The sequence below is a fragment of the Halomonas sp. Mc5H-6 genome (assembly GCF_024124705.1).
GTDB classification, from domain to species: Bacteria; Pseudomonadota; Gammaproteobacteria; order Pseudomonadales; family Halomonadaceae; genus Vreelandella; species Vreelandella subterranea.
Window position 1 is genome coordinate 1 of the sequence record NZ_JAMXSI010000021.1, and the last position, 25,082, is coordinate 25,082.

The 25,082-nt window shown below is 53.3% G+C and carries 28 protein-coding genes; 13 read left to right on the forward strand and 15 right to left on the reverse strand.

What is annotated here, in order from left to right; genetic code table 11:
- Positions 1 to 596 precede the first annotated feature (596 nt).
- On the forward strand, positions 597 to 1,112 hold the full coding sequence (locus tag NH395_RS17765; protein WP_085920393.1) for a cytochrome b: 516 nt from the start codon (positions 597 to 599) through the stop codon (positions 1,110 to 1,112).
- A gap of 97 nt (positions 1,113 to 1,209) precedes the next feature.
- Here NH395_RS17765 and NH395_RS17770 read toward each other — a convergent pair whose 3' ends face one another.
- Both NH395_RS17770 and NH395_RS18405 read right to left on the reverse strand, forming a co-directional pair.
- Positions 1,210 to 1,563 carry a DUF411 domain-containing protein gene (locus NH395_RS17770; protein WP_245748342.1) on the reverse strand — a complete coding sequence of 118 codons (354 nt, stop codon included), beginning with the start codon at positions 1,561 to 1,563 and terminating at the stop codon, positions 1,210 to 1,212.
- Between the two features lie 68 nt (positions 1,564 to 1,631).
- Positions 1,632 to 1,766, reverse strand: coding sequence for a hypothetical protein (locus NH395_RS18405; RefSeq protein WP_254902990.1), 135 nt, complete (start codon positions 1,764 to 1,766; stop codon positions 1,632 to 1,634).
- Positions 1,767 to 1,964: 198 nt separating this feature from the next.
- Between NH395_RS18405 and NH395_RS17775 the strand changes: the two genes are divergently transcribed.
- From NH395_RS17775 to NH395_RS17815, 9 genes are all read left to right on the forward strand, one after another.
- Entirely contained in the window at positions 1,965 to 2,468 is a 504-nt protein-coding gene (locus NH395_RS17775) for a plastocyanin/azurin family copper-binding protein (RefSeq protein WP_253026791.1), read from the forward strand.
- A 15-nt stretch (positions 2,469 to 2,483) separates the two neighbouring features.
- Entirely contained in the window at positions 2,484 to 3,149 is a 666-nt protein-coding gene (locus NH395_RS17780; protein WP_085920390.1) for a response regulator transcription factor, read from the forward strand.
- Positions 3,136 to 4,470 carry an ATP-binding protein gene (locus NH395_RS17785; RefSeq protein ID WP_085920389.1) on the forward strand — a complete coding sequence of 445 codons (1,335 nt, stop codon included), beginning with the start codon at positions 3,136 to 3,138 and terminating at the stop codon, positions 4,468 to 4,470. Before NH395_RS17780 ends, NH395_RS17785 begins: the two co-directional genes overlap by 14 nt.
- 69 nt (positions 4,471 to 4,539) lie before the next feature.
- The gene (locus NH395_RS17790; protein WP_253026793.1) at positions 4,540 to 6,372 is read left to right on the forward strand and encodes a copper resistance system multicopper oxidase; all 1,833 of its coding nucleotides are present in this window, start codon (positions 4,540 to 4,542) and stop codon (positions 6,370 to 6,372) included.
- 9 nt (positions 6,373 to 6,381) lie between these two features.
- Complete coding sequence (locus NH395_RS17795; protein WP_199283577.1) at positions 6,382 to 7,152, forward strand: copper resistance protein B; 771 nt, start codon at positions 6,382 to 6,384, stop codon at positions 7,150 to 7,152.
- A 132-nt stretch (positions 7,153 to 7,284) separates the two neighbouring features.
- Complete coding sequence (locus tag NH395_RS17800) at positions 7,285 to 7,701, forward strand: hypothetical protein (protein ID WP_253026795.1); 417 nt, start codon at positions 7,285 to 7,287, stop codon at positions 7,699 to 7,701.
- A 195-nt stretch (positions 7,702 to 7,896) separates the two neighbouring features.
- Positions 7,897 to 8,655, forward strand: a complete 759-nt coding sequence (locus NH395_RS17805) for a glutaredoxin (protein ID WP_085920385.1) — start codon at positions 7,897 to 7,899, stop codon at positions 8,653 to 8,655.
- A gap of 164 nt (positions 8,656 to 8,819) precedes the next feature.
- Positions 8,820 to 10,157 (forward strand): APC family permease, encoded by a 1,338-nt coding sequence (locus tag NH395_RS17810; protein WP_253026797.1) that lies wholly within the window; start codon positions 8,820 to 8,822, stop codon positions 10,155 to 10,157.
- A 25-nt stretch (positions 10,158 to 10,182) separates the two neighbouring features.
- A complete protein-coding gene (locus NH395_RS17815) occupies positions 10,183 to 10,641 on the forward strand; it encodes an ATPase (RefSeq protein ID WP_085920383.1) in 459 nt (152 codons plus the stop codon).
- Between the two features lie 67 nt (positions 10,642 to 10,708).
- Here NH395_RS17815 and NH395_RS17820 read toward each other — a convergent pair whose 3' ends face one another.
- The 8 genes from NH395_RS17820 to NH395_RS17855 form a co-directional block, all read right to left on the reverse strand.
- Positions 10,709 to 11,143 carry a hypothetical protein gene (locus tag NH395_RS17820; protein WP_253026799.1) on the reverse strand — a complete coding sequence of 145 codons (435 nt, stop codon included), beginning with the start codon at positions 11,141 to 11,143 and terminating at the stop codon, positions 10,709 to 10,711.
- A gap of 193 nt (positions 11,144 to 11,336) precedes the next feature.
- Entirely contained in the window at positions 11,337 to 11,561 is a 225-nt protein-coding gene (locus NH395_RS17825) for an IS30 family transposase (RefSeq protein WP_253026801.1), read from the reverse strand.
- Positions 11,536 to 12,021, reverse strand: a complete 486-nt coding sequence (locus NH395_RS17830) for an IS30 family transposase (RefSeq protein WP_233337238.1) — start codon at positions 12,019 to 12,021, stop codon at positions 11,536 to 11,538. The genes NH395_RS17825 and NH395_RS17830 overlap by 26 nt, the downstream gene beginning before the upstream one ends.
- A 46-nt stretch (positions 12,022 to 12,067) precedes the next feature.
- Complete coding sequence (locus NH395_RS17835) at positions 12,068 to 12,232, reverse strand: helix-turn-helix domain-containing protein (RefSeq protein WP_366066256.1); 165 nt, start codon at positions 12,230 to 12,232, stop codon at positions 12,068 to 12,070.
- A gap of 406 nt (positions 12,233 to 12,638) precedes the next feature.
- A complete protein-coding gene (locus tag NH395_RS17840) occupies positions 12,639 to 13,682 on the reverse strand; it encodes a L,D-transpeptidase family protein (RefSeq protein WP_085920377.1) in 1,044 nt (347 codons plus the stop codon).
- A gap of 53 nt (positions 13,683 to 13,735) precedes the next feature.
- A complete protein-coding gene (gene lnt / locus NH395_RS17845) occupies positions 13,736 to 15,268 on the reverse strand; it encodes an apolipoprotein N-acyltransferase (protein ID WP_253026813.1) in 1,533 nt (510 codons plus the stop codon).
- Between the two features lie 4 nt (positions 15,269 to 15,272).
- Positions 15,273 to 15,776, reverse strand: coding sequence for a signal peptidase II (gene lspA, locus NH395_RS17850; protein WP_253026803.1), 504 nt, complete (start codon positions 15,774 to 15,776; stop codon positions 15,273 to 15,275).
- A complete protein-coding gene (locus tag NH395_RS17855; protein ID WP_253026805.1) occupies positions 15,773 to 17,959 on the reverse strand; it encodes a heavy metal translocating P-type ATPase in 2,187 nt (728 codons plus the stop codon). The genes lspA and NH395_RS17855 overlap by 4 nt, the downstream gene beginning before the upstream one ends.
- Positions 17,960 to 18,045: 86 nt before the next feature.
- Between NH395_RS17855 and NH395_RS17860 the strand changes: the two genes are divergently transcribed.
- Complete coding sequence (locus NH395_RS17860; protein ID WP_253026807.1) at positions 18,046 to 18,504, forward strand: helix-turn-helix domain-containing protein; 459 nt, start codon at positions 18,046 to 18,048, stop codon at positions 18,502 to 18,504.
- Positions 18,505 to 18,532: 28 nt separating this feature from the next.
- On the opposite strand, the gene NH395_RS17865 is transcribed toward NH395_RS17860, so the two are convergent.
- The 4 genes from NH395_RS17865 to NH395_RS17880 all read right to left on the reverse strand — a co-directional run bounded on the left by NH395_RS17865 (position 18,533) and on the right by NH395_RS17880 (position 22,130).
- A complete protein-coding gene (locus NH395_RS17865; RefSeq protein WP_253026809.1) occupies positions 18,533 to 19,315 on the reverse strand; it encodes a ZIP family metal transporter in 783 nt (260 codons plus the stop codon).
- A gap of 122 nt (positions 19,316 to 19,437) precedes the next feature.
- Positions 19,438 to 20,427, reverse strand: coding sequence for a M23 family metallopeptidase (locus NH395_RS17870; protein ID WP_253026811.1), 990 nt, complete (start codon positions 20,425 to 20,427; stop codon positions 19,438 to 19,440).
- Positions 20,427 to 21,104 carry a thioredoxin domain-containing protein gene (locus tag NH395_RS17875; protein WP_199283585.1) on the reverse strand — a complete coding sequence of 226 codons (678 nt, stop codon included), beginning with the start codon at positions 21,102 to 21,104 and terminating at the stop codon, positions 20,427 to 20,429. Before NH395_RS17875 ends, NH395_RS17870 begins: the two co-directional genes overlap by 1 nt.
- Before the next feature lie 111 nt (positions 21,105 to 21,215).
- The gene (locus NH395_RS17880) at positions 21,216 to 22,130 is read right to left on the reverse strand and encodes a cation diffusion facilitator family transporter (RefSeq protein WP_199283586.1); all 915 of its coding nucleotides are present in this window, start codon (positions 22,128 to 22,130) and stop codon (positions 21,216 to 21,218) included.
- Between the two features lie 203 nt (positions 22,131 to 22,333).
- On the opposite strand from NH395_RS17880, the gene NH395_RS17885 reads away from it, so the two are divergent.
- Positions 22,334 to 23,254, forward strand: coding sequence for a bile acid:sodium symporter family protein (locus NH395_RS17885; protein WP_085917819.1), 921 nt, complete (start codon positions 22,334 to 22,336; stop codon positions 23,252 to 23,254).
- A gap of 338 nt (positions 23,255 to 23,592) precedes the next feature.
- Here NH395_RS17885 and NH395_RS17890 read toward each other — a convergent pair whose 3' ends face one another.
- The gene (locus NH395_RS17890) at positions 23,593 to 24,315 is read right to left on the reverse strand and encodes a cytochrome c biogenesis protein CcdA (protein ID WP_085917818.1); all 723 of its coding nucleotides are present in this window, start codon (positions 24,313 to 24,315) and stop codon (positions 23,593 to 23,595) included.
- Between the two features lie 247 nt (positions 24,316 to 24,562).
- On the opposite strand from NH395_RS17890, the gene NH395_RS17895 reads away from it, so the two are divergent.
- Positions 24,563 to 25,082: peroxiredoxin (locus NH395_RS17895; protein WP_253026812.1), on the forward strand; the 520-nt coding region annotated here is incomplete at its 3' end.

Below are 25,082 nucleotides of genomic sequence, written 5' to 3' on the forward strand. Positions count from 1 at the left end.
GTCTTTCGCTTCTTGTTCTGGTACTCGGCTTCGGAGAAAGTGATCTGATCCATGCGGTAATGAATCCTAGGCAGTTGACGATGGCCGTATTATCGCTGATTTCGGAGACTTATTCAGAGTCTCCCTAATACTTACCGAAGAGCACTGATTTTTCGGTGTACAACCCATAAAAGCTTGATGCCATTGCTAATTCATTTTGAATATCCAGTCGAGAGACACTGAGCGCACGAACTGCTTTAGATAACATTCTTGAGGAAGCGGTTCCTGGCAATAAAATCTTATAAGTGGTGAATTTGCCTTTTTAGATTGACGACCGATATTACGCGCTGAGGGTCACATCAATTTCCGATAGTGATTGGCAAAACACCGGGGAGACCAGGGTAAAAAAATTAACCTCATTTAATAGTTCTTTTAAGGTTCTGTTCAGGTTTATGACATATGGTTTCCTGCATCTTCAGATTAGGAAATTGTATGAAATACAAAATGTATGTTGTTAACAGCTTGGCGGTATCGTCTTTCCATCGCCCAATCCCTTACCTACCGCCGTCCCTTGGGTGTTGTCATCTCCAACGCAAGTATCAGCGGGGTTAATTTGGATGGCTATTAACGACTCACAGAAATATTACGGCTCGGTTAGCCGCCTGCTACATTGGATAACCGCGCTGCTGGTGACATTACAGCTCGCTAGTGCTTATATGAACAACTGGCAGCCGGGTAATGCATTCAGCCAATTATTTCAGCCTTGGCATGCCACTGTGGGCTTTATGATTTTAGCGCTTGTTGGGCTGCGAATTGTTTGGCTGCTTTTTCAAATACGCAATCGCCCTCCGCATCAAGGTAAGGCGGTGCTGATAGGCCATCTATCTATTTATGCCTTATTGGTTGCGGCCCCAGTGAGTGGTTTACTACAAGGTTTTGGAATTCGGTTATTTGATCATTTGGTTTCCAAGGGAATTGGCACACCCTTTGCAGAAGCCTCGCAAGCAATACATGGCCCCATTGCTTATTTGCTGACCGTACTCATTGCAGGACATGTGTTCATGGCTTTATTCCACCACTGGGTTCATCGCGATGGCACGTTGTACCGCATGGTAGGGCAGGCAAAGAGTTAATCCATGATGTTGTGCTATTAGGCCGCGAGCAGGTACCGCCTGCTCGCGTCATTAAGGCTCAAGTGTCATGAATGGCTCATCTTCCTGATCGGTAAAGCTATAAACCTCGTAGGGCTCCTGCTGTGGCCCAGGCATGCCCGGCGTACCAATCGGCATACCGGCCAAGCCAATGCCTGTCAGGCTGGTCTTCAAATAGCTTGGTGATGGCTTCCATCGGTACGTGGCCCTCAATCCAGTACTCGCCAATACCAATGGTATGACATGAACCCAGTCCGTGTGGTACCCCGGCCCGCTGCTTGATCTCGCCAAGCTCAGCATCGTCCACAATGGTGACATCTACGCCCTGCTCTTCCAGGTGGCGAGCGTATTCATTGCAGCAGCCGGATTGAGGGTTTTTGTACATCGTTGCTTCATCAGGCAGTCCTGCCTGGGCGGCTGTTGCTCCCAGCAATAGCGAGCCTGACACCAATAGTGAAGTGGTTTTTAGGTTTATAAGCGTATCCTCTATTAATGAAAGAACTAATTGGCGCGGCTGAACAGGTATTTGATGAGTGAGGCAATGCTCAATCCTACGAGTAACAGAAGCATGAAGGGCATTAACCAGGCTAACCAGCCCATTGAGGCCATTACTGCAAAACAGTCTGCGTTCATCATGGTGGCCTCCTGACAATAGCGTGATGTTTAAAACCACTGAAAGCTTACGACCTATGGGGTTACCCCCTGGGTCAAGCCATGCCACCCTGCGGAAAAAGAAAGTTTGCTACAGATCATTTTTTTCTGGGCGAGTTCAGGCTCGTTTAAGGTTGGCGACGTATAAAGAACGAGTCACACTCACCTTGGAGGCAAATGACTATGCGCAAGACCCATCTTACATCCAGCTTATTAGCTCTTTCACTGAGTATACTTGCCGGCGCTGCCTGGGCGGGACCTGGACACGGCGGCGGCGAAAGCGACCTTAGCGATGCTGATGCTGAGCGCACGATTAACATCGACGCAGGCGATATGTGGTTCGACCCTGATGAGCTGGAAATGGCCGCCGGAGAGATCGTGAAATTTGAAATTACCAACACTGGCAGTATTGAGCATGAGTTCGTGATCGGCAGCAAGGAAGCCCAAGAAGCACATCGTAAAATGATGCAAGAAATGGCAGGTGGCGAAGGCCATGATATGTCCAACATGTCAGAAGGCGAAGGTCACGATATGTCTGATGGTAGTAGCATGGCAGCCGTTACTATTGCCGCCGGTGAAACCGAATCTCTACTATGGCGAGTTCCCGATAATGCTGACGAGTTAGAGTACGCCTGCAACATCCCCGGCCACTATGAATCCGGCATGTACGGTAATTTTTCTTTCTAAGCAGACCTTTTACCAATGAAACTGTTGCTATTAGAAGACGATGACTTGCTGGCCGAAAGCTTGGCAGAGAGTCTAAAAGACAACGGTTACCTGGTCGACGTGGCCCCCACTGTTAAGGCGGCCACGTCGTTCATGGCCACCGAAGAATACGCGCTTGCCATTCTCGATATTGGGCTGCCCGATGGCTCGGGGCTTGAGCTGCTCGCCCATTGGCGTAAGCAGAAACGTGCCACTCCTATTTTGATACTCACCGCGCGCGACACCTGGGAAGACAAGGTGGTTGGCTTGGAAACTGGCGCCGATGATTACCTGACCAAACCCTTCCACGAAGCCGAGCTGATGGCTCGCCTAAAGGCACTGCTGCGTAGGCAGTCTGGCCAGTTATCCCAAGTCATCACACTGAACGGGGTGTCTCTGGACGAAGCCGGTCAGCGCGTTTGCCGTGAAGACACCCCATGGCGTTCGCTGACTGCCACCGAGTTTCGGCTGCTGCGCTACCTGATGCACCACCCGGACCGCATTCACTCCAAGGAGCGCTTGCTGGAACAGCTTTACGCGTTGGAGCAAGACGCCCCCGCACCCAATCTGGTTGAGGTATACGTGGCTCGCCTGCGCCGGTATCTTGGCAAGCCAATCATCCAGACGCGCCGCGGCCAGGGATACGTTTTTGTTTCACGTTAATAAACGCAGCTTACAGTTTCGCCTGCTCGCCTGGCTGGGCGGTGTCGCGCTGCTGGTAGTCGGCCTGACCTGGCTACTGCACGGCGTATTCCTGCAAAATCTTGCCAAGGACTTTCTGGGCGAGCGCCTCAAGCGTGAAGCCGACCACGCGGTCGCACAGCTCGAACAAGACCGCCTGGCGGTTCCCACATCGCTAGCCTCGACAAGCGAAGCCTACCAGGTCTTTCATCACCTTTACGTGCTGCGCCTCAACGGAGAGATCAGCGCCTCAGACCCAGTCTGGCAACGACAACTTGCCCCACTACTTAACGGAAAAGGGGATGCACTGATCGAGGTAACGCGCGGCGAGCGACACTTATTGGTGTATCGCCAGCATTTCGAATGGCAAGGCGCCAACGGCGTGTTGCTGATTGGTGAGGATTTTTCCCAAGTCGAAGCAGGCCTAGCTACTTTGCACTGGTGGGTGGGCGGCATCGCTGCGGGCATGCTCGCGGTGCTGGTCACGCTCAATATGCTGGCCGTCAATCGCGGATTAAGGCCGCTTTGGCAACTGCGTTATCAATTGGAAGCATTGCAAGCGGGCGACCGCCAGCGCCTCTCGCTAAAAGCGCCCGACGAACTCGACGCGCTTGTTGCCCAGCTTAACCGCTTTATGGACGACATTGACCTGCGCCTTAAACGCTCACGTGAGTCGGTCGCTAACCTTTCCCACGCGCTGAAAACCCCGTTGGCCGCCGTTACCCAAGTACTAAGCGGCAACCGACCGATTGATGAAAACCGCCGCCGGAAATTGCTGATGCGCATCGAGGACATCAACGCCCAGCTGGATGCTGAGCTGCGCCGTGCACGCATCGCAGGTCCTCATGCGGGTCGCATGACCCACCTGACCCGTGACAGTCAACGTCTGATGGAGATGTTTCGTAGCCTCTACTCTGAACAGTTGTTCGAGCTGACGCAGGCGATTGACGCGCGCGACCAAGTGCCGATCGATGCCCACGATTACGCCGAAATACTGGGCATCGTGCTGGATAACGCTGGCAAATGGGCCACCAGCGAGATTCGCTGCCACATTAGCACCTCATCAGACGCACTGACTTTAACGATTGACGATGACGGCCCCGGCGTTGCCGAAAGCGATATGGTGCGCCTCGGCGAGCGTGGCACCCGACTGGATGAGCACCACCCCGGCTATGGCCTGGGACTAGCTATTCTCTCACAGCTGGTGGCGCGTTATCACGGTCGCTGCCAGTTTGAGCACAGCCCGTTGGGTGGCCTTCGGGTCATCACCACATTGCCAATGACAGGCGTCACCTCCGCTTAACTGCTTTTTCAGCGTTGATTCAGCTTTCTCCCCCAATATGATGTCATTCATCAGCGATGGGAGTTTTACATGACGTGTTCGGACATCATCACCCACCCACTTTCACGCCGCCAGGTGTTGAAAGGCAGCGCGGCACTTGGATTGGGTTCCGCCGCAGCGATGGGCTTAAGCCCCGCCTGGGCTAACCCTTGGGGACGCACAAATGTCTATTCAAAGGGCGTGGAAGAGGGGCCTAATGTGTCGCTGGCTATCCGCCGCGAATCCATCCCGATTAATGGAAAAGAGGCTCGCCCGATTAGCCTCAACGGTACCAGTCCCGGCCCGCTGATCCGCCTTAAGGAAGGTCAGGACGCTGTATTACGAGTCACCAACCTGCTCGACGAACCCACCTCAATCCACTGGCATGGCTTGATTCTACCGCCGGGCATGGACGGTGTACCGGGCGTCAGTTTTGCCGGTATTGAGCCAGGCGAAACCTTTACTTATCGTTTTCCTGTCCGTCAGAACGGCACTTATTGGTACCACAGCCATTCCGGCCTTCAGGAACAGCTTGGTCATGCCGGGCCGTTAATTATCGACGCCGCCGAGCGTGAACCCTTTCGCTACGACCGCGAGCACGTGCTGTTGCTGACCGACTGGACCTTTGAAGAGCCCATGTCGGTGTTTCGCAATCTCAAAACCATGGAAGGTTATTACAACTTTCAGGAACGCACGATTGCCGACTTCTTCGCCGACGTACGCCAAAATGGCTTCGCCCAAACGGCCGAAATGCGCAGCATGTGGGCCAAGATGCGCATGAGCTCGCGGGATATCGCCGACGTAACCGGCAGCACCTACACCTACCTGCTCAACGGCCATTCTCCCGAGGAAAACTGGAACGCGCTGTTCAAGCCAGGCGAGCGTGTGCGCTTACGGGTGATTAACGGCTCGGCAATGTCCTACTTCGATGTGCGCATCCCTGGCCTCAAGATGACCGTGGTGGCCGCCGACGGCCAGCCGGTGCAGCCCGTTCCCGTCGATGAGTTCCGCATCGGCGTTGCCGAAACCTACGATGTGGTGGTCGCACCCGAAGATGATCAGGCCTACACCATCTTCGCTGAGTCGATGGACCGCAGCGGCTACGCCCGCGCCACGCTGGCGCCGCGCGAAGGCATGCAGGCGGAGATCCCTACTCGCCGTCAGATTGCCGACCGCGGCATGGAAGCCATGGGCGCTCACGGCATGGGGGGGATGGGCGGCATGGATCATTCCGGCATGTCGAATATGCAGGGGATGGATAACGCTAATATGGAGGAAATGGATCACTCGAGCATGTCAAACATGGGTGGGATGGATCATTCCAGCATGGAAGGCATGGACCATTCGGGCATGGGAGGTATGGCCAGCGAGCAGCGCAAAACACGCGAAAACGGCATGCTGGCGGCTGGTGAAGTACAGCCAGGCTCCCGCTACGGCCAAGCGGGTATTGGTATTGATCCCAACGAGCGCCGTGTGCTGGTTTATCGCGATCTGAAATCTTTCACTCCCTGGCCCGACCGTCGCGAACCCGGCCGTGAGCTTGAATTGCACCTTACCGGCAACATGGAGCGCTACATGTGGTCGTTCGACGGCCAGAAGTTCAGCGAGGTCTCCGGCCCCATTCACTTCGAAAAAGACGAACGCCTGCGCCTGATCCTGATCAACGACACCATGATGGAACATCCTATCCACCTCCACGGCATGTGGATGGAGCTGGAAAACGGCCAGGGTGAATTGATACCGCGCAAACACACCCTAAATGTGAAGCCCGGCGAGCGCGTGTCTGCGCTGATCACTGCGGACGCCGAGGGCAGTTGGGCGTTCCACTGCCACCTCCTCTACCACATGGATGCTGGCATGTTCCGCGTTGTTCAGGTTTCTTAAGGAGACAGTATGAAAATTAAGCGCTACGTAACCCTCGCCAGTGCCGCCCTTGGCATGACCGTCGCAACGAGCTCCCAAGCCGAAGACGGCTATGCGGCACCAGACAGTTGGCCCGCGCCCACTAAGGAACATAATATGGGCATGGCACTGTTTGACCGGCTTGAATACACCGTTCCCGACAAAGGTCAAGACGCCGTGGTATGGGACTTTCAAGGCTGGTATGGCGGTGACATTAACCGCGTTTACCTTAAATCGGAAGGCGAAAACGTTCAGGGTGACGGCGAAGATGCTGAGTTTGAGTCCCTAGAACTCCTCTATAGTCGCTTAGTGGCTGATTTTTGGGAGTTACAGGGGGGGATTGGTTACCAAGGCGGTGTCTTCTCCGATGATCACGCCGAACGTACTTATGGGGTGTTGGGCCTACAGGGAGTGATACCTTATGGCATCGAAACCGATGTTGCCATGCAAGTGAGTGAAGATGGTGATGTCGCCGCCAGTTTTGAAGGCGAATACGATCTGCGCCTAACACAGCGACTCTACCTACAGCCGCGCACCGAAATTGCCGTAGCCGCCAGCGAAGTTGAAGAATTTGGCGTGGGTGAAGGGCTTAACTCGGTGCGCGCTGGCCTGCGACTAGGCTATGAAGTGACTCGTCGTTTCGCCCCCTACATTGGTGCTTATTGGGAGAAAGAGTATGGCGATACAGCCGACCTTTCACGGGCCAGTGGCGACAATACGGAAGATACTGGGGTGGTTGCCGGTGTTAAACTGATGTTTTAGCGAACTCTGAACATAGATATTTTTTAACGTCACCCAGTGGTGGCGTTTTTTTTATTTTTTATTTTTAAATTCAGCTTCATTTCAAAAAAGCCATCTAATATAACCATGTCATCAACCAGAGGAGTAATCACCATGAAAGTTAAATCAATTATCTTTGGGTCGCTTGTAGCCAGCATCCTTTCAACACCTGCATTGGCTAACTATGGGACAAACAACCAGGATCTACCTCTACTTGAAAGAGGCGTCTCTTCTACACAATTGCTTGCCCAAGGCCAATCAAAACGTTTCAGTATTAACATTCAAGAAGCGACTACGCTGAAGGTAGCAAGCGAGCACTTCCCAGGCGCAACCAGCGCTGGCAACCGTATCTCTGCTGTGCTTTATAATGCAGCAGGACAGCAGGTAGCAGAAGCATCCAGCCCACGTGGTCATTTTGAACTGGTCCGCCAACTGCAGCCAGGCAATTATCAACTTGAAGTGACAGGCAATGCACTAGGAGGCACTAAAGAAAGTGACAATAATCGCTATGAATTACATGTTGACTATTAATATGTAGTCACTAACTTAAGATATGGGCCATTCTTTATGATGGCCCTTTTTATTTAACATATATTTCTCTCGCTGAAAAAAAAATTTTAACCATAGCTAGAATTATCAAAATAAAGGAGTAGCTATACTTGCCTGAGTGCTGCACAAAGGTTCTATGATTTTTTTAAATACCATGTTCTTAGCGAAGGAAAATCAATGCCAATATCAACACCCACTGCCTCTGCACGGGTTTACCGGATGAAAACCGCCGAGCATATGTGCCCGTTCGGTTTGAAGACAGTTGATCTTCTCAAGCGCAAGGGCTTTAAGGTTGACGACCATACCTTAACGTCTCGTGATGAAATCGATGCTTTCAAAGAACAGGAAAACGTCGATACGACGCCCCAAGTGTATATCGGTGATCAACGCATAGGTGGGTACGAAGAGCTACGCAAACATCTGGGAATGAGCGTTCCTAATGCAAAAAAAACCACTTATAGGCCAGTAATTGCTATTTTTGCTACTGCGCTGCTGATTGGCTTGGCGATTAGCTGGGCTACTCAGGGCACGCTGTTTACTGCGCGCATGCCGGAGTATGCCGTGGCCACGGCGATGGTGCTGCTCGGCCTGCAGAAACTACAGGATGTCGAAAGTTTCAGTAGTATGTTTTTGAATTACGACCTATTGGCCCAGCGCTATGTCCCCTATAGCTATCTTTACCCCTATGCCGAGACAGTTGCAGGCATTTTAATGCTGGCCGGAACATTGGTGTGGCTGGCAGCGCCACTGGCGCTATTTGTTGGCACGGTGGGGGCAATCTCCGTCTTTAAAGCCGTCTATATCGACAAGCGTGAGCTTAAGTGTGCTTGCGTCGGCGGTAACAGCAATGTGCCGCTGGGCTTTGTATCGTTAACCGAGAATCTGGTAATGATCGCCATGGGGCTGTGGATGCCATTACGTATGCTGGTAGGTTAAGCCCGCCACTTTCTTACGCCAAAGCATGCTCTGGGTCAGATAATTAACTGGCATATATTCAGGTTGTGTTCAGCTAATTCAACCAGACTTGTTTAGCACTTATCCGACGCTTGCCTGAGGCGAAAAACCTGAACGCTTTGGGCTTCATTCCTAGGAGTGTTTGTATGGCTGACCAGGATAGAAAGCCAAAGTACGAAGAAGGGAGCCTCTCTCTCATCGGTGCCGTAGCGCTAGGCACGGGGGTCATGATCGGGGCGGGTATTTTTGCCTTAACTGGACAGATGGCAGAAATGACCGGCCCTCTATTTCCCCTAGCTTTTTTAGCCGCCGCGATGATTGTTTCTTGTAGCGCTTACTCTTACGTCAAAATGTCCAATACCTACCCATCCGCCGGGGGGATTGGCATGTATCTGCAAAAAGCGTATGGGTCAACGCTCCCTACCGCTTTCCATGCGCTATTGATGTATTTTTCCATGGTCATTGCGCAGAGCTTTTTAGCGAGAACGTTCGGTTCTTACACTCTGGAGCTATTTGAGCTAGGCGATCGCACTCTGTTTGTTCCACTGCTTGGTGTGGGCTTGTTGCTAGCGGCTTTTTTGATCAATTTATCTGCCAATAAGTTGATCGAGACAGTCGCCTCAGTGCTGGGTTTCATAAAAATTGGTGGCATCATCGTGTTTGGTGTTGTCGGTGTTTTTATTGCCGATTCTATCGACATGGGGACTGGTGGGGATGCGCCCCCCCCCACTCTCTCAGGTTTCTTGGGCGCGACGGCATTGGGTATTTTGGCTTTCAAAGGTTTCACGACCATTACCAATAGCGGTTCGGAGCTGAAAAATCCAAAGCGCAACCTGGGCAAGGCCATCATGATCTCAATCGCGCTGTGCGTGGTGATATATGCGCTTGTAGGCTTTGCCGTTGCCAGTAACCTATCGCTATCCGAGATTATCGAAACTCAAGATTACTCCCTGGCGGCTGCCGCCCGCCCCGCGCTGGGTGAAGCCGCGGTTGGCTTTACCGTCATCCTCGCCATGCTGGCCACTGCAGGCGGGATTATTGCCAGCGTCTTTGCCGTTTCTCGTATGCTCGCCATGCTTACAGAAATGAAACTTGTACCGCATCGCCATTTCCACATGCCCGGTAGCCTGCAAAAACATACGTTGGTCTACACGATCGTGCTCGGCTTGATGCTTACCGCCTTCTTTGACCTTAGCCGAATCGCGGCGCTCGGCATTATTTTTTACCTGATCATGGATATCGCCATCCATTGGGGAGTTTTGCGCCATCTCAGGAAAAGCGTGGGCGCTAACGCGATTATTCCGACCATTGCCATCCTGTTAGATGTCCTTGTACTGGGTGGTTTTGTTTGGGTAAAAGCTATTGCCGACCCACTGGTACTTATCGTTGCCGTTACAGTGATGGCCGCGCTGCTGATCGGCGAGTGGCTATTTCTTGCTAACAGCAACAGCTCAACCGATAGCCACCACACGCACTCTCACTAATCACAACGGCACAAGGAGCAAATGAATGGAGATTAAAACGTTTGGCGATCTAATCGATTGGACACGTCAATTACATGCCCATCTTGCCGAGTGTTTGGCTCACTGCGCGAATCAGCACGAGGAAGAACGCGCGCAAATGCTGCTTAACTATCTGTCTCTTCATGAGGCAGAGATGCAGCGTGTAATTGCTAGCTTTGAAGGGACCGCAAGCGTTAACGTGCTTCATACCTATGTCTACGATTATCTCTCTCATCAGCCTATTCGCAGCCACCGAACCTGCGATGCGCCCTATTCCACGCTAGGAGCTGATGCTATCTGCAAAGAAGTACTGGATTTCCATGATCAAGCCATCAGTTTATATCGCAGCCTGATCGGCAGAGCCGAAATCCGAGAAGCCAAGGAACTGCTGGAAACACTTCTCGATTTAGAGGAGCACGAGGCTATGCGTCTATCTCGGCAAACTGAAAGAATGCACGATATCTAATAGAATAGTACATCTAAAAAAATGCCCCACTGCCTAGCTGCACAGTGGGGCATTGGTTATTAACGGCTTACATCATACGTTTAAGCTCGCCATAATCACCTTTAATACGCAGCTTAACGGTTACCTCCTGTTCATTTCGGTTACGGAAGAACCAGCCATGGTTCCCCGTAAAGGCAGCTTCCAATTCCCCCTCATCCTCAGGAACGCCACGTCCTTTTTCGTAGCTGATGGAATTACCACCGCCATCACCGTGGGTGTCAAAATTGACTGGCCCGCCTTCAGATGACCAAGCAAAGGTCGCAATAGAGCCTTCATCCATCGTCAACTTGTACTCGGCGCCCTCTCCGGGAGCAAGCGAGAAGCTTACTTCTTCACGCCACGCTGGCTCAGACGATATCTCGCCTTCGGTGAGTGTCGTACCAGAAGTGACATTGGCCACATCATCACTCGCTTCGAGCTGAGCCTCGTGCGACGTCTCATCAGCGGAAGGTGCCGATGCCACCTGTTCCTCAGCCGGTTCAGGGCTTTCATTTACCTCTTCGACAATGCGTATTTCAGCGGACTGGTTGGTTTGCTCGGGGTCTTGCGCCGAGTTGGCGTTGGCTTGGTCCTGAATTCAAGCAATAAGAGCAGCACCTGCGGTATCCAAGGCTCCTGAGTACTCCCCAGGAACACCTGTGCCGGTGTCCGATATCCTAGTCGTTTTGGGGGCGATCATTCAGGTTCTTGACCACCCTGCGTAACTCGACATCGGTGACCTGTTGAAAGTCCGTTCCCTTGGGGAAGTACTGCCGTATCAGGCCATTGGTGTTTTCATTGGTCCCACGCTGACCGGAACAGTGGGGGGCGCAGAAGTAAATCGCTGCCGTTACCGCCTGGGCTACGGTATCGTGATCAGCGAACTCCGAGCCGTTGTCCATGGTGATGGTGCTGGACAGCACCCCGGCGAGGCTTAAGCAGCCGGATCATGGCTTTTTGCGTCAGCTCCGCTGAGAGCTTGGGCAATCGTGCTGCCAGCAGATAGCCGCTACGTCGATCGACCAGCGTCACCAGGCCAGATTGTTTGTGCCCCTGGACCACGGTGTCCCCCTCCCAGTGCCCAATAAAGCGCCTGTCATCGACCTCAGCGGGACGATGCTCGATACCCATACGGTTGGGAATCTTGCCGAGCCCTGCGCTCTTTGCCTGGGCACGGTGCTTGCTGCGTCGCTTGGGCTGGCGGAGATGCTGCCAGAGATCGCCACCACGAGCCTTATCATCCCAGATCAAGGCGTAGATCCACTGGTGACTGACGCCTACGCCATACAAGGGCACCATGAAACCGCTGATCTGCTCCGGGCTCCATTCCTCCCGCAGCCGGTCGGCGACGGCGGCGATCATGCTGGGTAAGCGCTTCGTCCACTTCCAGGCGGTGCGTCGCCGATGATCACTGCGGACTCGCCTGCTCTGGATCGTAGCCGCTGGTGGTAGCGTTGCGGCGCAGTTCACGGCTGATCGTACTGTTGTGGATACCAAGCTCTCTGGCGATCTGACGTCGGCTCATGCCCAGGTCATGACGGGCATATATTTGGTATCGTTGGTTCTGGGTTATATCCCATGCTCTGCTTCACTTTGGTCGGTGAGCCGAGAAGGGTACCGGCGCTGACCCTCCCGCCTCTACCTCGTGGTCCAAAGTGCTGCAGTTATTCTATGAATCCAGGCTGAAGGCTTTCATCAAAGAAGCTTCGCAAGGGAGGTTTTCCTTATTAGGGTTATGGCGCTTGAACGTATGGGTCTCCCTGGATAGTGGCCAGCAGATTTTTGGATGAGACATGCCCAATCATCATGCCAATTTAAGGTTTAGAAGGACGGCATCATAGCTGAGTGAAACGGAACGCCTAATCTAAAAAATGCACCTTATGAAAAGCACAAGTTGAAATGAGTCTCCCCATCTCATTGACAGGGGACTGCTTTTCTCAACCTACATATCAGCGCTCAATGGACCTCTTGTGTGAATGTCACGACCGCTGAGATAAGGGCAAAACCAACTCTTTATAAATGTCTTCGATACTCCCCTCTTCTATGCCGCTACTTTGTGGTTCCTGCTCTTGCTTCGGATTGAGAGGTGTTATAAGCCCGCTGGACGATGCCAGTACGGTGCTGAGCTGCTCATAATCGATGGTTATATTATCGACATTGTATTGGTTGAGACGTGTCATGGTGTCTGACAGTGCGGCCATGCTGTGCTCTTCTTCTCCAAGCGGCGGAAATGCTTGAATCAGCGTCTGTCCGTCTTCCCAACCGATTTTAATAGGCTGATTGATGATGTTGACTTGGGTGCCGGGAGGAATGCGGTCAAATATAGATTCGATGTCTTTGGGTAACATGCGAATACAGCCTCGGCTTGCGCGCATGCCAATCCCGTCTGGCTGATTGGTACCATGAATCAAATAGCCATCGAAGCCTAGGATGATGGCATGGTCTCCTAACGGATTATCGGGGCCGGGCGGCACAACGCTTGGCGCGGTTTCGCCGCGTGCTTCCGCTTCGCGTTTTACCGACTCAGGCGGGTACCAGGCAGGATTTTTAATATTCATTGTGGTCTCGGTCACACCGAGAGGAGTATCAAAGCCTTCGCGACCAATGCCAATAGGATAGGTCTCAACGCGCGGTGTCTCACCGTTTTTGACATCTGGGTAGTAGTAAAGCCGCAGCTCGGCGATATTGATGACGATCCCAGTACGCTCGACATTCGGCAGAATGAAACGTCCTGGAATAGTTACTTCCGTGCCCACCCCTGGTACCCAGATGCTGACCTCTGGATTTGCCCGGGTCATCTCCAAATAGCCAAGGTTGTGACGCCTGGCAATATCTATCAAGGTATCGTCGTAATCCTTCACGACGAAGGTGTCAGCCTCGCCGATAATATTGCCTTCCTCAGGTAGCGGGTAGTGCCCATTGGGCCATTCCGTCTCCTGGGTAGTGGCGGGTTGTGCCGCGATGGCGACAGGGAGCCATGCCAAAGATGAAACCATCACACTCATGATGAAGCCCATCTGCATTGGCGATCGGAGGAGTCTCTTAAGTATTGCTGCGTTATTTACCGAGAGCATCGCTAGGTTCCTTTTTCATCTAATGCGTCGTTTTTTGATCGAGATAAGTTAAGTGGTAATCCGAGCAGCGTCAGCAAGGCAGCGAGTATCCAAGCGGGCCCGCTACCGGTGCGTGCGAAAGGAGTTAGGCCCTGCATCGGGGTCACCTCGCCAGTTAAACTGGCCTGTTCAAACTGTGGGGCACGGGCTGTGACGTGACCTTGTGAATCGATGATGGCCGTCACGCCATTACTGGTAGCTCGAAGTAGGTGACGACCATTTTCAAGGGCACGTAGACGCGCCATTTGAAGATGTTGGTGTGGGCCAATGGAGCGCCCAAACCACGTATCGTTGGAAACCGTTAATAGCAGCTCGGCATTACGCGCCTGTTGGGCGACATGGTCGGCAAAAATGATCTCGTAACAGATGGCAGTGCCAATGGTAGTTCCAGCCACGTGTAACGGAGCCTGTACGTCTGACCCAGGGGTCAGGCGGGGTGCTGGCAAGTCGAAAAAAGCAAGGGTGTCAGCGAGGAGGCTTTGGAATGGCAAATACTCGCCAAAGGGTACTAAGTGCGCTTTCTGGTATTCGCCTTGCACATCATTTAGCCCTATGACGCTGTTATAAGAGCGCCCTTCACCATCGCGTTGCAAAATGCCAGTTAACAAGGCGGTGTCAGGCCCCAGGTCTGACGCTACTTGCTCAAGTATTCGCTGTGCTTCCTGCTCAAGCATGGGAAGGGCTGCCTCGGGCCAAACGATGAGATCGATATCCTTTGCTTGCTCCCGTGTCATCGCCGTGTAGATACTGATCGCCTCGCGCTGCCCTTGTGCAGTCCACTTAATGCGCTGATCAAGATTCCCTTGCAGCAATGCCACCTGGATGGGCTTGCCAGCCGGGGTTGTCCATTGGGCGGGCAATAGGAATGGAACGATCCACAGGCCAGCCATTGGGACGAGAAAAACCCAGCGGCGACGCAGTACCTCTACCCCTAACGTGCCTGTCAGCGCGGTAATGAGTGACAGCAAGTACACACCACCAACGGGCGCCCATGGGGCTAATGGAGAATCTATCTGAGAGGTGCCTAACAATAACCAGGGGAAGCCGGTGAACAACCAGGTGCGTAGCCATTCGCTCATCACCCACATACCGGCAAAGCTAAGAAAGGCTAACCGTGGCCCCGCGATGCGTCGATAGAGCCCAAAGGGGATTGCAAAGAAGAGCGCCAGAGCGCTGACAAAAAGAGTGGTGAGGAGCATCGCCACCAAGGCCCCGGTGCCACCGAAATCGTGAATAGCAACGAAGACCCACGACGTACCAGAACCGAACAGGCCTACCCCATAGCACCACCCACGCAGGGTGGCTATGGCGGGCGTTAGCGACGCTATCTTCCAATAGACCAGTGCCACGGCCACTGGGCCAAGCCACCATAGGGAAAAGGGAGCGGCACTCAAGGTGGTCAGTACCCCAGCGGCTAGCGCTACAACGCAATCGACTATTGGTGAGAGTCGCCCAGCAAAAAGCGTATATTTTTTTTCTTGATCGACCGAATCCATACCGTTATTCAGCGCGCTTAAAAGCAGGACTTTCACGCCATAACGCCACTGCGAACATCAATACACCTGCAAACAGCGCGATATCGGCCATGTTAAAGGCGGGCCAATGCCATTCGCCCCAGTAAACGTCCAGGTAGTCGACGACGTACCCACGCGCTAAGCGATCAACGGTATTACCGAGTGCGCCGCCAAGAATCAGACTGTACGCACAGGCTTCCAAGCGCGGCTTGGGTTTGCATAGCTGCACGAGCAATACGACGACCACCACCAACGCTAAACCAAGAAAGAGGTAGCGCTGCCAACCACCTGCCTCCGCGAGAAAGCTGAAAGCGGCCCCTGTATTACCGGTGTAAACCCAGTTAAAAAACGGTGTTAGCGGAATGACTTGGCCAAACGACATCTGGGCATGCACGATTTCTTTGACCAGTTGATCGGATAGAGCCAACACGCAAGCAAATGTGAACCATGGCCAACGTCGTGAAGGGCTGTCGTGTTGCGCTGTACTCATGACGTTGTTTGTCCTTGTGACAGGCCTGTCAATGCGGTACTGGGCGAAAAGCGATAACCCAGCAGTCGCATGGCGTTCAACGTCACCAGGACGGTAGCACCGGTATCGGCCATCACCGCAATCCACATACCGGTAATACCCAGAGCTGTGGTGACCAGGAAAATGGCTTTTAAGCCAAGGGCGAGAACAACGTTGGTTTTCACATTGCGTAGCGTGGCACGAGATAGGTCTATCAGCTCAGCGATGCCGGTAACGCGGTTCTTGAGCAAGGCTGCATCGGCGGTTTCCAACGCCACATCCGTGCCGCCACCCATCGCGATACTCACATCGGCTGCCGCGAGTGCCGGTGCATCGTTGATGCCATCGCCTACTTTACCGATGGGGCCACAACCTGTCGCTTGCCAGTCTCGAACATACGCTGCCTTGTCTTCAGGCATTAGTTCGCCGTACGCTTCAATGCCTAAGCGCCCCCCAGTGGCAGCGACGGTGCGGGCATTATCACCGCTGAGCATGACCGCCTGTACGCCTAAACGGGATAGCGCCGCTAGGCCTTCAAGGGCATCTTCGCGTGGCTCATCGCGAACAGCGATCAAGCCCAACAAACGCTCGCCTTCGACGAGGAGAGCGAGGCTCTTACCGGCTTCTTCTAACGCGATAATCCGAGCACTGAGACTTTCCTCCAGGATGACTTTCTCGTGAAGGTGACGAGGCGTCATTAAGCTCAGCTCGCGACCCTCCACCTGGCCTGAGACACCGCGCCCCGCCAGAGCGCGGCTGCCGATGGCGGTGGGGAGGTTTAGGCCCGATTGTCGGGCATGCTCAACGATAGCCGTGGCGATAGGGTGACTGGAATCTCGCTCTATCGCGGCGGCGAGCCGCAATACGCTGTTATCGTCTTCCTCAGCGATCCAAGACTCCACATCTGTGACTCTTGGAGTACCCGCAGTGAGGGTGCCCGTTTTATCTAATGCCACCAAGCGAAGCCTACCTAACTGTTCAAGAACGGCTCCCCCTTTGATCAATAGGCCGCGCCGAGCGCCCGCCGAGAGGCCTGCGGCGATGGCGGCTGGGGTGGAAATGACTAACGCGCAGGGGCATGCGATTAACAGCAATGCTAACGCACGATAAATCGACTCCGACCATGCCATGGTCGATACCAGCGGTGGCACTATCGCCATCAGGAGGGCGAGTAAGACGACGGCGGGCATATAGTAATACGCAAAACGATCAATGAAGCGTGCTATGGGTGCCTTGGCGGCCTGTGCTTCTTCAACTAGGCGAATAACGCGTGCGATCGTATTGTCATCAGCGCCTCGTGTTACCTCCACTTCCAGGGCGGCATCAAGATTCACTGTGCCAGCAAAAATGTCATCACCAGGCGCTCGCGAACGGGGGATGGACTCGCCGTTTACCGGCGACTCGTCAAGGTCGGACGTGCCCACCAGGATGCGTCCATCGCAAGGAACGCGATCACCGGGCCGCACCAGCACACGCTGACCGGGTTTAAGTGACTCCGCCGAGACGTCACGCAGATGGCCATTGTCCATCAGCCTCGCCGTTGAGGGTGTTAAATTTGCCAAGGCTGAGATACTGCGGCGCGCCCGTGAAGCAGCTACCCCTTCGAGTAGCTCACCTACGGCGAACAAGAACACGACCATCGCAGCTTCAGCGGCAGCATCGATGGCCAATGCGCCAAGCGCAGCGATGCACATCAGCATTTCGATGGTAAAGTGATTGCGCATCTTGAGGGCGCCCCAGGCACTCTGCGCAATGGGTATTAAGCCGACCAGCGTGGCCAAAATGAAAGGCATATTACCCAGCGCAGGCCATGCTAAACGAAGCGCGAAGGCTACGATCAGCAGATTGCCTGTGATAATGACCAAGCGCCCTTTAGCGGTTTGCCACCAAGAGGATGAAGCACCAGATGCGCGTGTTTGGCCATCAGGGGAAGTCACTTGATAGCCTAGTTCGTTCAGGATGCCCTCAATGGTCTGTTGCGAGGGGCCTCCATGATCGCGCTGGTGAATCTTCACCGATCCCGTGACGGAGCTTGCCGTGACTTCCTCAATGCCGTCCAGCCGCTCTAGCGCCGACACAACCTTGCGCTCACAACCGCCGCAGTCCATGCCTTCAACACGCAGCGTCAAGACGGTAGGCGCTGTTGTCGGCGTTGATGTTTTCATGGTGCCTCTCCTCCCAATGGGCTATGGTTTTGAAGTGTAAACCTTGTAGCAACTACAGCTTCAAGCCCTGCGTAAGGAGTTTTACCATGTCGATGATGGGGCAAAGTATCAGCATTGGTGAGTTAGCACGACGAGCCGATTGCAAACCTGAAACGGTTCGCTATTACGAGCGTATTGGGCTGTTGCGCGATGCGACACGAACCGGCGGAGGACAGCGCCGCTATGGAGACGACGCTGTGCGGCGCTTGACCTTTATTCGTCATGCCCGAGACTTTGGCTTTTCGGTAGAGTCAGTGCGAGAGCTTTTGGCCATGTCAGATCAACCTGATATGCCTTGCCAAGAAGTCGATGCCATCGCCACGCATCACCTAAAGAAAGTGGAGTCCCGCCTTCAACGACTGTCCGCACTGCGTGAGGAGCTTCAACGGATGGTCACGCAGTGTGCCGGTGGCAAAGTGGAAAGCTGTCGAATCATCGAGGTCATCAGTGATCATCAGCTCTGTATCACTGAAAACTCACATGGAGGGGCTCACGACTTGAGTTAGAACTAACGCTACGCCCCACGCCCAATGCTTAGCCCAGCGAGACATCCAAAAACAGCATGAGTACCAATCCGATGGAGAGGCCCAGCGTGGCCTTTTTTTGGTGCCCGCTCCGATGAGTTTCGGGAATAATCTCATGACTGATCACATACAACATCGCCCCCGCCGCAAAGGCCAACCCCCAGGGCAGTAGTACTTGTGACATGCTGACGACCCCAGCGCCTAATAAGCCACCCAACGGCTCAACAAGCCCCGTAAGGGCGGCAATCGTCCATGACCGCCAACGTGAATAGCCCACGCTTAGCAGTGATACTGCTACGGCCAGTCCTTCTGGGGCATTCTGAAGTCCAATGCCAATCGCTAGCGGCATGCCCCCTTCGCTTCCCCCTGCGCCGAAGGCCACGCCAACGGCCAGCCCTTCTGGCAGGTTGTGTATCGTAATGGCAATAATAAACAACCAGATACGACGTAGTGAGGCGGCCTCCGGCCCTTCTCGACCCTGTTCGAAGTGTTCATGAGGTAAGAGCTCGTTCAGTAGTGCAACCGTTCCAATCCCTAGCAAAATGGCCGCACAGGCAATGGCAGCAGGCACAACGCTACCTCCATAACGCAGCTCCGAGGCTTCTAAGGAGGGTATGATAAGTGAGAAGAAAGAGGCCGCTAGCATGACGCCAGCGGCGAACCCCAACGCTAAATCGCGAATACCACGATTCGGTGTTTTGGTAAACAAGACGGGAAGCGCACCGACAGCCGTCATCAAGCCCGCCGCAAGGCTTGCCAATACCCCCATGGTGACGAGAGAAACCTCTTCCATACCGATTACCTGTGTTGTGATAGATGAGTGATTACACGACCCGGGTTCCATAACGAGGCAAACACAAGTTCACGATGCTAATGATCCATGCAAAGCTGTTAAGCACGGGTCGTTATGGCTCGTTATGGTTCTTTAAACGAGATCAAGTCATAAATGGACGCCGTGCCGATAGCATGTTCCAAGCGATCTCGTGCCTCGTAAAGTGATGCTTGATATTCACTCTGAGTCGGCTGTTCACCCAGCATGATGCGTTCACCTTGACCAAGGGGATCAACAGGCTGGTTATTGATCCTCACTTCGTAATGCAGGTTGGGGCCCGTGGCGACACCAGAGGCACCTACCTCTCCGAGCGACTCTCCCGCGTTGACTAAATCCCCAACCATTAGCTTTGGCGAGAATCGGCTAAGGTGTGTGTAGCGACTCATTGCCCCTGTGTCGTGTTCCACCTCGATCACCTGCCCGTATCCCCCTTGGCGCCCTATAAAGGATACCCGCCCAGGTGCGGTGGCAATGACTGGTGTTCCCGTTGGTGCAGCCAAGTCAATTCCATTATGAGGGCGCATCCCTCCATACACAGGATGTCGCCGATTCCCAAAGCGAGACGTTAAGCGGGCACTAAGCACGGGCAACCGCAACGTGCCTAGCAGGCTGTCGTTTTTGAAGAGAGCTACGTCCCCCTTTTGGGCGACCGGCCATATGACCTCTAAGGGCTCTGCCTGATCAGGCAAAGCCGCATAACTTAGGCGAGGTGGCCCAATGAGGGTGCCGTCCTGGCCTCGATCTTCTTCCCACACTAACTGGATACGTTCACTGCCTGAAAACTCCAGCGGAGATTCGATAAATTCGCTGAGCAGTGTTTCCAATTTAGTGGCGAAACGCGTAGGGACACCTTCTGCTCCTAAAGCCTCGTAGAGGGTGGTATCAATGACGACATCACGCCCAAAGGTTAGGGTATCAACGCTATCGAGCGGCGAGGTAATTTCTTGCTCGTTAGCCGCCTGTGACCTAGCGGGGGTGGGTTCAGATGACGGCAACGAAAGATGCGTTTGCCAATTGGCTTGGGCTAGCAAGGGGTAAAAACCCACTAAGCCTAATAACCACCAGCGCTGCATCACTGACCTTCCTCGTCATCAGAGATCTCCGCTACTTCACTCTCAACGGCATCAATCAGCTTTTGCATACCAAAGGGGTCTAATGGCTCACCATTGACAAAAAAAGTGGGTGTTTGGCGAATCTGATTGGCTCTGACATCCGCCATGTCTTGGTCTATCACCGCCTGCACCTCAGCAGAAGTAAGTTGCTCTTCGGCAGCGGCACGATCAAGGCCCCCTTGGCTCGCGATATCGAGGATAGCGGATTCATCAAAACTGCCATGCGAGGCCCATTCCTCCTGGCGAGCCAGCAGCCTCTCCAGTACCGGTTCAAAGACGCCCTGACGACGAGCGACTTCTAATACTCGAATGGCCTTGTTTGATACGTCGCCGTGGAAAGGAGTGTAACGCACGATAAGCCGTACTTTTTCTGGGTAGGTTTCCAGAATACTTTTTGTCAGGGGGTAGAAAGCACGGCAGGCTTCGCAAGCCGGATCGAAGAATTCCACAATCGTCACCGGCGCGTCTTCTCGTCCCAAGATGGGGGAGTGTGAACGCACCAAGGAGTCCTCGGCCTGGGCACCACTCTCTTTTGCTGCCTGAGCTTGCATGTCAAAGAGGGCAGGTTTCGATACGGCGACGATCGCAGCGGTCAGCATTAACGTACCGGCCAATATAAAAGACGCTTTTTTGAACATGTTTCTCTCTCTGTCTCAACGATGGGGTAGAAAAGTCGGGTTGCAAAATAAGACAATCGCACGGACTAAGCTGCTCGCTAGCTACCTGAGCCGTGAGTCGACCTCGGTCTGTCACCCATGACCATATAGATTGGCATTTTGATGCGCGTGGTCACTATGCTCAAACTCTAGGCTGGAATGAGCAATATTGAAGCGCGTTTTAATCTGCTCCTTGATCTCTGCTTTGACGGATTCAAGCTGCTGCCAGCCGTTTTCTGTCAGAACTACGTGGCAATCAAGGGCTGCCATGTTTTCCTGCATCTGCCATAGATGCATATGGTGAATATCCTGGACCCCCTCGATATCTCGTACGGTCTCAACGACTACCTGCCCGTCAATATCCGGGGGAGATCCCAGCATAAGCGTACGGATAGGGCCACCAATTTCAGAGAAGGCAAGGTAAAGAATATATAGCGCAATCCCTATCGTGATCGCGGGGTCTACCCAGCGCATGTCGTACAGTAAAATAAGCGAACCACCGATAATCACGGCGATGGAAGCAAACGCATCCGATAAGTTATGCAGAAAAAGGGCGCGGATATTGACACTCCCTTTTTGCATTGACCACGTGAGCATGGCGGTTAGGGCATCGACGACAAGCGCGACGCCACCAATAATCACGATCGTCCATCCCTCTATCTCAGGAGGATCGATCATCCGCATAGCGCCTTCGTAAATCAGGTAGACGCCGACAATAATGAGGGTTGTGTAGTTGATGAGTGCTGCCACTATCTCGATCCGGCCATAGCCAAAAGTCATGTGCGCATCGGCGGGCCGCCTGGCGATTTTACGAGCGGCAAAGGCAATGACTAACGCAGCCATGTCAGAAAAGTTATGTAACGCATCAGCGATCAGCGATAGACTTCCCGCCATAATACCACCGACGATTTGAGCGATGGTTAAGAGCCCATTGGCCCAAATGGAGATGCTGACGCGCCGGTCGCCAGAGGCAGGATCAATGTGGGGATGATCATGATGATGTCCCATCTGTTACCCTCTCTCGAATTATTGCTTCTTGGCACTATAAAACCTCTAGCAACTAAAGCTTCAACCCTTGAGCATTGTCTATTTGCATCGCTGGATTGGGAAGAGCGTCCCTTGCTCCCAAGCAAGTCATGGCGTGCTGGGCCGAAGTGATCATGTTTTAGGTACGGAGCTCAATCCACTTCATCCGGTAACGTCCAACCTCCATGAGTAGATTCATTTATTTTGTCGAGGCGCACCTTGTCTGGTTTGTAATCGTCGTTGCGGGGGTAGGCTTACTTTTTCCGGCCACCGGAATAATGCTTGAGTTCGCGATTGGGCCATTACTGGCATTACTGATGTTGATCATCAGCCTCACATTCGATGCGCATGCAGTGCGCATCGTGTTCCGTAAGCCGTCACGGCAGCTGTTGGCATTGGGGCTGGTCTATGGGCCAATGTCGATTGCCGGGTGGCTAACGGGCCGTCTATTTTTTGGAAGCGGCCCGCTGGCTGTTGGCCAAACTTTGCTCGGCACTCTGCCGACGGATGTGTCCTCTCCTCTTTTGGTACTGATGGCGAAAGGCAATGTGGCGCTTGCCGCTGTTTTCAACGCAGTCAACACTGCGTTTTGTCCGTTTATTGTGCCCTTCCTGTTTTTATGGCTCACCGGCCTCCAGTTAGATGTGCCGCTTGGCTCAATTATTCTTGAATTAACACTAATCGTGCTTGTTCCTACCGTGATTGGGGTCAGCTTGCGGACAAAGTTCTCGGCTTTCTTTGCACGGCATGATTCAGCGTATGCGGGGATAGGGTCAATTTTGTATCTGCTGATCCTACTCGCCGTGGTCGGGCCGAATGCCGCCACGATCATTGGCTATGGTGGGTATGCGTTTGTGATTGCGGGGGCGGCCCTGTGCCTCAATTTGATTGGGTACCTGGTAGGTATGTCCTCACGGTTACTCACCTCCGATCGCAAAGAGGTGATTACCTATCTTTTCACGGTCAGTAAAAAAGAATTCAGCATTGCCGCAGCGTTTGTCGCTGCTTCCGGTTTGCCATCAGAAATCGCGATTCCAGCCGCTTTTTTTGCCGTGATTCAAATGATCACTTCGCCCATCGCAGCAAAGATCCTCACCCGCCACTGAAGGGGTGGCAGTATCGGCTCTCCGTCAGAAGAGGAGACTATTCATAGGCTTCTGCTTAATGATCAGAGTTCCGTCTCGGGATGTACCTAAAATTCGTGAAACCAAGATTATCGACGAGTTCGTCGGGCTGCTTTCGGTGAGACCAGAGGCACAATCGGTTGTGGACTATCCCTTGCCAGGCCGCTGCATGACAGTTCTAGACGCAGTTACTTGGGCAAAATGTAGAGCGGAGGATGCTAGCCAACTTCTCGAGCTTGGCTCAGAAGCTCTTAATATGTTCAGAGTTTTCAACTGTTTGAGTAGGTCAACACTTCTCAGAACTTTATCGAATGGCTAGGCTACCCCAGTGTCGCCAGGGAAGGAAAAAGATCGACCATGATACTGGAAAGCCGCGTCATGCTACCTGAGACGATAGCGATACCCATCAGAATCACAACCGTGCCCGCGACGGGGCGAGCATAGGTGCTCCACCTTCCTAGGCTTTTCCGATGCAGAGAGAATCGGTTAACCAGTAAAGTGCTGGCAAGAAAAGGCAGCGCTAGGCCAGCCGAGTAGGCACTGAGATAAATCATTCCAGACTGGGCACTAGCAGCGTTAGACGTGGCCATCAGAATAGCCCCCAGTATAGGACCGATACACGGTGTCCAACCGATGGCGAAAGATACCCCGAATACCGTCGCCGACAAAGGGGAGCCACCCTGGACACTGGGAGTGAACTGAAAGGTACGCTGGAAAAGCGGCAACCGGAACACCCCGGTCATGAAGAGGCCCAGCACGATCACCGCCGAGCCGGCAACCCAGTTGAATTCTCGGCGATACCCTCGCATCAGTTGCCCGATACTACTGGCGCCGAGCCCGAGCAGGACGAATACGATACTGAAGCCGAAGACGAAGAAGGCACTGAGGGTCAATGCCTCTAAACGCCTGTCGGTTTTACCGGCACTACCGCCTGTGACCACCGACAGGTAGGCCGGTAACAGGGGCAGCGTGCAAGGCGAAAAGAAGGAGACCAATCCGCCGATAAAGGCGCCGACCAAGCCGAAGGAAGAGAGAGATTCCAATGTGTTATCGCAACTTAAGTTATGGAGACAGCCAACAAGGGTATTGATACCAATCCCATGGTACTACCTCATCTCATGTCCATTTTAGCGCCGTAAGAATTTTACGGCTTAGAGTTGCTTTAAGGTCAACCTTTATTGGCAAATTATTTGTCTCCTACCGAACTGCAAATATTACACATCATGCTTGACCTTAAAGTTGACTTCAAAGTTATGGTGGCTACTCAATGAATGACATAAGGACATTTCCATGGCGCTACAACTGGGCGAGACAGCACCGAACTTCACGATCGAATCTACACAAGGTACGGTCAACTTTCACCAATGGCTTGACGACAGCTGGGCGGTGCTGTTCTCGCACCCCGCTGATTTTACGCCAGTATGCACCACTGAACTGGGCGCGTTTGCCAAGCGAAAGCTCGAATTCACCCAGCGGGGAGCCAAACTGGTTGGGGTTTCGGTGGACCCACTTAGCTCTCACCACGACTGGGCGAGGGATATTGAACAGACTCAGGGCGCAGCTCTGAACTACCCCTTGCTGGCTGACGAAGATCAGGTGGTGGCGAAACTGTATGGAATGATTCACCCGAAAGCCGACCCTAAACTGACGGTGCGTACGGTCTTCATCATCGATTCTGACAAAAAAATTCGTCTCACTTTGACGTATCCGCCCAGCACTGGACGTAATGTCGACGAGATACTGCGGGTTCTTGATTCGCTGCAGTTAACCGACAAACACAAAGTGGCCACGCCCGTTGACTGGCATAACG

Bases quoted from the DNA above. Each gene is read 5' to 3' on its own strand.
- NH395_RS17830 (WP_233337238.1), bottom strand. From the start codon at position 12,021: ATGATCGCCGCCGTCGCCGACCGGCTGCGGGAGGAATGGAGCCCGGAG.
- NH395_RS17765 (WP_085920393.1), top strand. From the start codon at position 597: ATGGCTATTAACGACTCACAGAAATATTACGGCTCGGTTAGCCGCCTG.
- NH395_RS17795 (WP_199283577.1), top strand. From the start codon at position 6,382: ATGAAAATTAAGCGCTACGTAACCCTCGCCAGTGCCGCCCTTGGCATG.
- NH395_RS17840 (WP_085920377.1), bottom strand. From the start codon at position 13,682: ATGCAGATGGGCTTCATCATGAGTGTGATGGTTTCATCTTTGGCATGG.
- NH395_RS17865 (WP_253026809.1), bottom strand. From the start codon at position 19,315: ATGGAAGAGGTTTCTCTCGTCACCATGGGGGTATTGGCAAGCCTTGCG.
- NH395_RS17875 (WP_199283585.1), bottom strand. From the start codon at position 21,104: ATGTTCAAAAAAGCGTCTTTTATATTGGCCGGTACGTTAATGCTGACC.
- NH395_RS17805 (WP_085920385.1), top strand. From the start codon at position 7,897: ATGCCAATATCAACACCCACTGCCTCTGCACGGGTTTACCGGATGAAA.
- NH395_RS17880 (WP_199283586.1), bottom strand. From the start codon at position 22,130: ATGGGACATCATCATGATCATCCCCACATTGATCCTGCCTCTGGCGAC.
- NH395_RS17870 (WP_253026811.1), bottom strand. From the start codon at position 20,427: ATGCAGCGCTGGTGGTTATTAGGCTTAGTGGGTTTTTACCCCTTGCTA.
- NH395_RS17885 (WP_085917819.1), top strand. From the start codon at position 22,334: ATGAGTAGATTCATTTATTTTGTCGAGGCGCACCTTGTCTGGTTTGTA.
- NH395_RS17780 (WP_085920390.1), top strand. From the start codon at position 2,484: ATGAAACTGTTGCTATTAGAAGACGATGACTTGCTGGCCGAAAGCTTG.
- NH395_RS17855 (WP_253026805.1), bottom strand. From the start codon at position 17,959: ATGAAAACATCAACGCCGACAACAGCGCCTACCGTCTTGACGCTGCGT.
- NH395_RS18405 (WP_254902990.1), bottom strand. From the start codon at position 1,766: ATGATGAACGCAGACTGTTTTGCAGTAATGGCCTCAATGGGCTGGTTA.
- NH395_RS17825 (WP_253026801.1), bottom strand. From the start codon at position 11,561: ATGGACAACGGCTCGGAGTTCGCTGATCACGATACCGTAGCCCAGGCG.
- NH395_RS17790 (WP_253026793.1), top strand. From the start codon at position 4,540: ATGACGTGTTCGGACATCATCACCCACCCACTTTCACGCCGCCAGGTG.
- lspA (WP_253026803.1), bottom strand. From the start codon at position 15,776: ATGAGTACAGCGCAACACGACAGCCCTTCACGACGTTGGCCATGGTTC.
- NH395_RS17810 (WP_253026797.1), top strand. From the start codon at position 8,820: ATGGCTGACCAGGATAGAAAGCCAAAGTACGAAGAAGGGAGCCTCTCT.
- NH395_RS17800 (WP_253026795.1), top strand. From the start codon at position 7,285: ATGAAAGTTAAATCAATTATCTTTGGGTCGCTTGTAGCCAGCATCCTT.
- NH395_RS17775 (WP_253026791.1), top strand. From the start codon at position 1,965: ATGCGCAAGACCCATCTTACATCCAGCTTATTAGCTCTTTCACTGAGT.
- NH395_RS17860 (WP_253026807.1), top strand. From the start codon at position 18,046: ATGTCGATGATGGGGCAAAGTATCAGCATTGGTGAGTTAGCACGACGA.
- NH395_RS17815 (WP_085920383.1), top strand. From the start codon at position 10,183: ATGGAGATTAAAACGTTTGGCGATCTAATCGATTGGACACGTCAATTA.
- lnt (WP_253026813.1), bottom strand. From the start codon at position 15,268: ATGGATTCGGTCGATCAAGAAAAAAAATATACGCTTTTTGCTGGGCGA.